Source organism: Trinickia sp. (assembly GCF_057351765.1).
Map to the genome: position 1 here is coordinate 1 of NZ_JBMRBK010000038.1, position 7,692 is coordinate 7,692.

Sequence of the window (7,692 nt, forward strand, 5' to 3'; positions counted from 1 at the left end):
CACGTGCCGTTACCTTACGCGGTGACATTCGATGTGGCGGCCGACGTTAATCCGGACATCCGGGGACGTCCGTCTCCGATCGTTCTCAAGGTATTCCAGCTGAAATCAGCGTCCGCCTTCGAGAGCGCGGAGTTTTTCGCGCTCCAGGACAAGCCCGACAACGCGCTGGGCGCTCAATTGCTGAGCGTCGACAGGATGATCCTGCGGCCCGGCGAGGTTCGGACTGTCCGTTATACGGGCAATGCCGAAGCACGCGCCATTGGCATCGTCGCCGAATACCGATCGCTCGAAACGAATCGGTGGAGGCTCACTCTGGCCCTGCCGGAAGGCAAGCAGCCCAGTGCGTTGCGATTCTGGCAGGGGTCGCCGCGCGAGGCGAAATTCGCGATCGCGGTCAGAAATGGCGGCATCGATCGGAGTTCTGATGCCCGGGGGGCGCAATGAACGATGCGGTGATGTCGCCGATGTCCGTTGCGGGGCTGCGCGAGCGCGTGATCTGGTCCGAAGGCATGTTCTTGCGCCCTCAGCATTTTCAACAGCTCGAGCGTCATTTCGAACGCCTTGTGCAGACGCGCTGTTTGCCGCTGCAACGGCTCTTCTGGGGCTTTGACGAGCTGGAGATCGATCGCGAAGCACTCATGCTCGGCAAGGTACGCTTGCTCGCGGCTTCGGGCGTCATGCCGGACGGCACCCCGTTCGCTTTTTCGCAGCTGCACGATGGGCCGGAGCCGCTCGATATCGGTACGCACGTCAAGGACGAGCGAATCGTGCTGGCCTTGCCCTTATGGCGCGGGTCGGCGGAAGACGTCTCGTTCGGTGGCGATGCCTGTACGCTGGCCCGCTACCTCGTGGAGGAACGCGAGATCGCGGATGTCAATCCGATTGCGCTCGAGCCCGCGCTGTTGCAGATCGGCCGTTTGAATCTGCGCCTCGCCCTCGAGTCCGAATTGACCGGCGACTGGCAAGCGCTCGGCGTGATGCACATCGTCGAGCGCCGCGCGAACGGTCAATTGGCGATCGAAGCCGACTTCATACCGCCGCGGCTCGCCGTGCAGCGCGACCCGATACTGCGCACTTACCTGTGCGAGCTGCACGGCATGCTCGCGCAACGCGCAGAGGCGCTCGCGGAACGCTTGACGCAGCCGGGCAAGGGCGGCATCTCCGAGGTGGCGGATTTTCTTCTGCTGCAGCTCATCAACCGGTATCTCGGGCTCACGTGGCACGCGCAGCAGGATGTCGAGATTCACCCCGAAACGCTCTTTCGCGACTGGCTCAAGCTCGCTTGCGATTTGAGCACGTTCACGACCGCCAACCGCTTGCCGCAAGTCTTGCCGGCGTACGAGCACGGCGATCTGCGTGCGACGTTCGCCGCGCTGATGACGGAGCTGCGGCGTTCGCTCTCGACAGTGCTCGAGCAGAACGCCATCCGTATCGATCTGCGCGACGCGGGTGGCGGAGTGCGCGTGGCAACGGTGGCGGATCCGACGTTGCGCCGCGATGCGGGCTTCGTGCTGGCCGTTCGCAGCGACATGCCTTCGGACAGCCTGCGCTTGCGATTTCCGGCGCAAGCGAAGCTCGGCCCTGTCGAGCGCATCAGCGACCTCGTGCATCTTCAGTTGCCGGGCATCGGCGTGCGTCTGCTGCCCGTCGCGCCGCGACAGATTCCGTATCACGCGGATCACGCCTATTTCGAGCTGGAGAAGGGCAACGAGCTGTGGAAGCAATTTGACCGCTCGGGAGCGCTCGCTCTGCATCTCGCAGGAGAGTTTCCCGGGCTCTCGCTCGAGCTTTGGGCTATTCGGGGTTAGCAAGAGGCCTGCATCATGAACCTTTCGGTCGATTCTTTCGGGGCCGGGGCCGGCGGCTTCGTGCCGCCGAATCCCGGCGGCGCCCAGGCTGGCGGCGCCGCTGCGGCGGAATCCGCGGTAGCAGGGCAGTGCACGCCAACCGGCAGCAACCCGCTCGTTGCCGCGGCCAATCCGTTACTCAATCTGGTGCCGCAAATTCGCTCGACCGTGCATCATCCGAATCCGGCCTGGTTGCGCGAACATCTCGTCGTCGAAATCCGCGCGTTCGAATCGCGTGCGCAGCAAGCGGGCGTGCCGCCGGAAACGATCATGGCCGCGCGCTATTGTCTGTGCACCGCGCTCGACGAAGCGGCGGCGCTGACTCCATGGGGAAGCGGCGTTTGGTCCTCCCACAGTTTGCTCGTGTCGTTTCATAACGAGACCTGGGGTGGCGAAAAGTTCTTCGAGGTACTCGCGAGACTCTCGCAGCAGCCGGGGCAGCACATCGATCTGCTCGAACTGCTGCAGTTTTGCCTGGCGCTCGGCTTCGAGGGTCGATATCGCGTCGTCGATAACGGTCGCGCACAGCTCGATGCGTTGAGGCGTCAGTTGGCTCGGACGATCCGCACCGCGCGCGGCGACTACGACCCCAGTCTGTCGCCGCACTGGCGCGATGCGGTGGCGCGCGACGAAGCGCGCGGCTTCGCGGTACCGCTATGGGTGTGTGCGGTGCTCGCCGTGCTGCTTGCGCTCGGCCTGTTCGCCGGCTTGCGGTTTGCGCTGGCGATGCACGCGGATCGCCTTTTCACGGCCATCGACGAATTGCACCTGCCGCGGCTGCAGGCAAGCGCCGCGCCGCGACCCGTGGCGCCCGCACCGCCTCGGCTAGCGCACTTTCTGCAGCCGGAGATCGACGCCGGTCTCGTCTCCGTACGGGACGAGGCCGATCGCAGCGTCGTCGTGCTGCGCGGCGACGGGCTGTTCGCGTCGGGTTCGACCGCGGTCATCGATCGCTACCTCCCTGTCCTCATGCGCATCGCGGACGCACTGAACGGCACCGCGGGCAGCGTGACGGTGGCCGGCTATACCGACAACGTACCCGTGCACACGCTGCGTTTCGCGTCGAACTGGGACTTGTCTCAAGAGCGCGCGGAAGCGGTCAAGCGATTGCTCGCCACGCGCCTCGCCGATCGGGGCCGGCTGAGCGCACAGGGCCGAGGCGAGATGGATCCCGTCGCGCCGAACGATTCGGCATCGGGGCGCGCGCGCAACCGGCGCGTCGAAATTACGTTGATGCTGGCGCCGACGGCCGGCTCGGCACAACCGGCAGCGGGAACACCATGACGACAAGCCATTCGTTGCCGAGGGTCGGTCGCGTGCTGAACCGCCGCGAGACCTGGACGTTCGCGGGTGTGCTCGCACTCGCTGCCTTGATCTGGTTTGCTGGGCCGCTCGTCGCGTTCGACGGCCACCGTCCGCTCGAAACCGCGGCGGCCAGAATGCTTGCGATCGTCGTGTTGCTGGCGATATGGGGCGCCCGTGTGGCGTGGCGAAACTGGCACGCCGCTCGACTCAATGCCGAGTTGCTCGCGCAGTTGCGTAGCGACTCCGCTCGTGCGCAGCCCGCCGGCGAGCCTCCTCAGCCGGACCTCGACGAGTTGCGCACACGATTCGGCGAGGCCGTCGCGCTGTTGAAAAAAGTCCGCTTCGGCGTCGCGAATCGGCCGCGCCGCGGGCTTGCGCGCTGGGTCGAACGTTTCTCGCAGCAGTATCTGTATCAGTTGCCCTGGTATGTGTTCATCGGTGCACCGGGCTCGGGCAAGACAACGGCGCTCGTGAACTCGGGGCTCACGTTTCCGCTGGCGGAGCAGTTCGGTCGCGCGGCCATCCGTGGCGTAGGCGGTACGCGCCATTGCGATTGGTGGTTCACGAACGATGCGGTGTTGATCGATACCGCGGGGCGCTACACGACGCACGAAAGCAACCGTGCGCTCGATGAAGGCGAGTGGAAGGGCTTCGTCGAACTGCTGAAGAAGTACCGCACGCGCCAGCCGCTGAACGGCGCGATGCTGACGATCAGCGTGGCCGATCTGGTGAGTGCGTCCGAGAACGAGCGGACTCAGCACGCCATGGTATTGCGCAAGCGGCTTCAGGAGCTGCGAGCGCAGTTGGGAATCCAGTTTCCCGTCTACCTGATCGTGACCAAGGCGGACCTGCTCGCCGGTTTTACCGAGTACTTCAGCGCGTTCGGGCGCGCGGAGCGTGAGCAGGTATGGGGTTTTACCTTCACGCTGCGCGAGCAGGCGGCCGCCGATTTCCAGCTGCGCGCGGCATTCGACCGCGAATTCGATCTGCTTCATCGAAGGCTCAACGATGCGCTGCCGGAATTGCTCGCGGAGCAGCTCGACGCGCGTCAGCGCGAGCTGACGTATCTGCTCCCTCAGCAATTCGCGAATCTGCGAGACATGCTCGGGCAGTTCGTCGCGGAGGTATTTTCCGCATCGAAATTCGAACCGATGCCGATGTTGCGCGGCATCTATTTGACGAGCGGCACGCAGGAGGGCACGGCGTTCGACCGCGTGATGGGAGGCATCAAGCGCTTCTTGAAGATCGAGGGCACGCCGCCCATGGCGCAGCCCGCGCTCGGCGGCCGCAGCTTCTTCCTCAAGACGCTGTTGCAAGAGCATATCTTCAACGAGGCGTCGCTCGCGGGCAGCGATCTCTCCTGGCATCGACGGCGAAAAGTTCGCGCGACCGCGGCCTACGTCGCGCTCGCGATCGTCTTCTGCATAGTCGGTATCGGCTGGACGCGCAGTTATCTGCACAACAGTGCGTATCTGGACGCACTCGCGGCGCGCGTGCCGGCCGTAAACGATCAGATGCGTCGCGCGAAGATCGGCGATGGCAGCGATATCGCGCAGCTGCTGCCCGTGTTGGACGCACTGCGCGAATGGCCGGCGGCCGGCGGCATCGAGCCCGGACATCCGCCGCTGTCGTATCGATGGGGCCTCTTCCAGGGCGACCGGATGATGGCGGCAGCGGATGCCGCCTATCGTCGCGAGCTCGAGGCAGCGCTGCTCCCGCTCGCTGCCCGGCGATTGGAAACGGCCCTGAGAGACGCGCGTGCCGATGACGGTGCGTATGCGTATGCCGTGTTGAAGGCGTATCTGATGCTGTACGACAGCGGGCACTACGACCCGGTGTTCGTTCAGGCGGTGCTGGATCTCGTGATCGAGAGGTCGCTGCCTGCGGATGTGCCGTCGTCGGAACGCCGCGCCCTGCGTGCCCATCTCGCGTCGCTGTTCGACGATCGCGTGGTCACGTCGCCGATACCGATGGATGAACGCCTCGTTGCCGACAAGCGCGATCAGTTGCGGCGCGTGCCATTCGCACAGCGGCTCTATGGGCAACTTATCCATACGCTGCGCGCGAGTACGGCGCCGTACGACTTCAACTTCTCGGACGCGGCGGGGCCCGATGCCTCGCTCGTGTTCGAGCGGCGAAGCGGCAAGGGACTCGGCGAAAGCCTGCCGGGTCTCTACACGCCACGCGGTTACTGGAATGTGTTCGATAAGCGCGTCGACGACGCGGTGAGCGCGTTCGGACGCGAGGAAGTCTGGGTGCTGAACCTCGACCGCATGGAGGTGGCGTCGGCGGATGAAGCGGCGGCGCGCTCGCGCGGTGTCCGGCAGCTCTACCTGAACGACTACATCAAGACGTGGGACGATTATCTGGCCGACCTACGTCTGCGCGGCGGTGCATCGCTCGCGCAAAGCATTCAGGAGGCGCGAATATTGTCGTCGCCGGATTCTCCGTTGACGCGGCTCTTCGCCGCCGTGGCACGCGAAACCACGCTTGGGAAGGAGGCGGCAGAAGGCCCGCTCGCCGCGGGTGCGAAGACGCGGGACAAGGTGGACGAAGCGCGCAGTTCGCTCGCGCAGATGTTCGAGAGCGGCTCGAGCGGGAATACGGGAACGGGCGCGGCGGCAAGGCCCGAATTCATCGTCGACAGTCACTTCGCGGGCTTCCGTGCGTTCGGTCCGAACGGCCAGGGGGCATCGTCGACCGAGCCGCTCGATGGGGTTCGCAAGACGATCGACGAGCTTTATAGCTACCTCACGGCGACCGACCACGCGCTGCGCAGCGGCGGCATGCCGCCGCCCTCCGACGTCCCCGACAGAATACGCGCCCAGGCGGGCCGGCTGCCCACGCCATTTCGCGAAATGCTCGACCAACTGTCCAATGCCGCGAACGGTAGCGTGGCGAGTGCACAGGAACGCAACGTCACGCACGATGCGGCCGTCAATGTCGGCGAGTTTTGCAGGCAGGCGATCGGCGGACGCTATCCGTTTGCGCGCGGATCGTCGCGCGACGTGACGCCTGCGGATTTCGCGCAGCTTTTCGCACCGGGCGGTTTGATGGACAGCTTCTTCCAGAAGAATCTTCAGCCGCTCGTCGATACAGCGGCACGGCCCTGGCGCTTCAACAATGCCGGACAAGGCGCACAGCCGCTGGCCGCGCCGGTTCTCTCTTCGTTCGAGAAGGCGGCCGTCATCCGGGATGCGTACTTCCCGGGAGGCTCGCATGTGCCAGAGACGACGGTCGAGATCAAGCCGCTCGACATGGATGCGTCGATCTCGGAGATGGTGCTCGACGTCGATGGCCAGATCGTGCGGTATGCGCACGGTCCGCAAGTGCCGGCGACCGTTCGCTGGCCCGGCACGCGCGGCAGCGCTCAGGTGCGCTTGCAGATCGTCGAGAGCTCCGGTGCGACGGGCGGGATCGTCACCGAAGGCTCGTGGGCGCTGCATCGGTTGTTCGACCGCGCAGCCGTGTCGGCGGGGCGAGCGCCGGAGCAGATGGTTGCGCGGTTCACGATCGATGGGAAGCCGCTCACGCTGCAGGTCACGGCAAGCAGCGTTCGCAATCCGTTCCGGCTGCCGCAGCTCGAATCGTTTTCCTGTCCGGCCTCCACATCATGATCGCTGTGCCGATTCCACGTGGCTTCGATATGCCGCCTGCCTGGTACGGAAAGCTCCCTGGCGCGGGCGACTTCGTCAGCCGGCATCTGCCGCACGCACTGGCCGGGTGGTGGGAGCGCTGGCTCCAGCACGGCATGGCGGCGATGCGGCAGCGCGGGCCTGGAGCGCTCGAGCGGCACTACGCCGTCGCGCCGCTTTGGAACTTCGCCATGCCGGCAGGCGCCGGTGCGCGATACGTGCAGCTCGGCTGCATTGCGCCGAGCTGCGACCGGGTAGGGCGCTACTACCCCATCGTGGCGATGCTCGCGATCGAGGCGGGCGACTACTCGAGCGCACTGACCGCGCGAGCCGGAGGCTTTTATCGGCAGCTTGGCACCGTGCTGCTCGACGCGGTCCGTCATGGCCGGGCGCCCGAGCAATTCGAGTCGGCGCTGTCGGCGGTTCGCCTGACGTATGTCGACGTGCCGGATACGGCGTCGCCAGCCGACGCGCCCGCCGGCTGGCCCGGACTTGCGCATTACTTCGACCCACACGGCGCGACGAGCTTTTGGTGGACACACGCGCTGAACGGCGCGCCGCTTTCGACGTGTTCGCACACGGGCACGCCCGATGACGAACTGTTCATCAGGCTTTTCGGCGCGCAGCAAAACCGCGAGCCGTGACGCGATCAATGAGGGCGAACCCGGGGCCGCGCAGAATCCGGCGCGGCCCGCATCGGAGAGGTTGCAGATGATGGATCAGCTATCCCGAGACACCATGGACCGTCCACGCGGTATCGATATCGCCTCTCGCACGGGCGAAGACGACGCACGGGTCAGGCCGCTTCCCGTCGGGCATCGTTTCGGCGAGCTTCAACTGGATGCCGTGCTGGGCGTAGGCGGCTTCGGCATCGTATATCGTGCGTTCGATCGTGCTCTGCAGCG

Annotated in this window: 6 protein-coding genes; all 6 read left to right on the forward strand. The window is 65.6% G+C overall.

What is annotated here, in order from left to right:
- Positions 1–444, forward strand: a 444-nt coding sequence (gene tssJ / locus ACO1XS_RS10310) for a type VI secretion system lipoprotein TssJ (RefSeq protein WP_486390608.1), incomplete at its 5' end; no start/stop codon positions are given.
- Positions 441–1,808 (forward strand): type VI secretion system baseplate subunit TssK, encoded by a 1,368-nt coding sequence (gene tssK / locus ACO1XS_RS10315; protein ID WP_486390609.1) that lies wholly within the window; start codon positions 441–443, stop codon positions 1,806–1,808. The genes tssJ and tssK, both read left to right, overlap by 4 nt.
- Positions 1,809–1,823: 15 nt before the next feature.
- Positions 1,824–3,131 carry a DotU family type VI secretion system protein gene (locus tag ACO1XS_RS10320; RefSeq protein ID WP_331567328.1) on the forward strand — a complete coding sequence of 436 codons (1,308 nt, stop codon included), beginning with the start codon at positions 1,824–1,826 and terminating at the stop codon, positions 3,129–3,131.
- Complete coding sequence (tssM, locus tag ACO1XS_RS10325; RefSeq protein WP_486390610.1) at positions 3,128–6,769, forward strand: type VI secretion system membrane subunit TssM; 3,642 nt, start codon at positions 3,128–3,130, stop codon at positions 6,767–6,769. The genes ACO1XS_RS10320 and tssM overlap by 4 nt, the downstream gene beginning before the upstream one ends.
- Positions 6,766–7,431, forward strand: a complete 666-nt coding sequence (gene tagF, locus ACO1XS_RS10330) for a type VI secretion system-associated protein TagF (RefSeq protein ID WP_486390611.1) — start codon at positions 6,766–6,768, stop codon at positions 7,429–7,431. Before tssM ends, tagF begins: the two co-directional genes overlap by 4 nt.
- A 67-nt stretch (positions 7,432–7,498) precedes the next feature.
- Positions 7,499–7,692 (forward strand): hypothetical protein (locus ACO1XS_RS10335; RefSeq protein ID WP_486390612.1); only part of this gene is annotated, 194 nt, incomplete at its 3' end.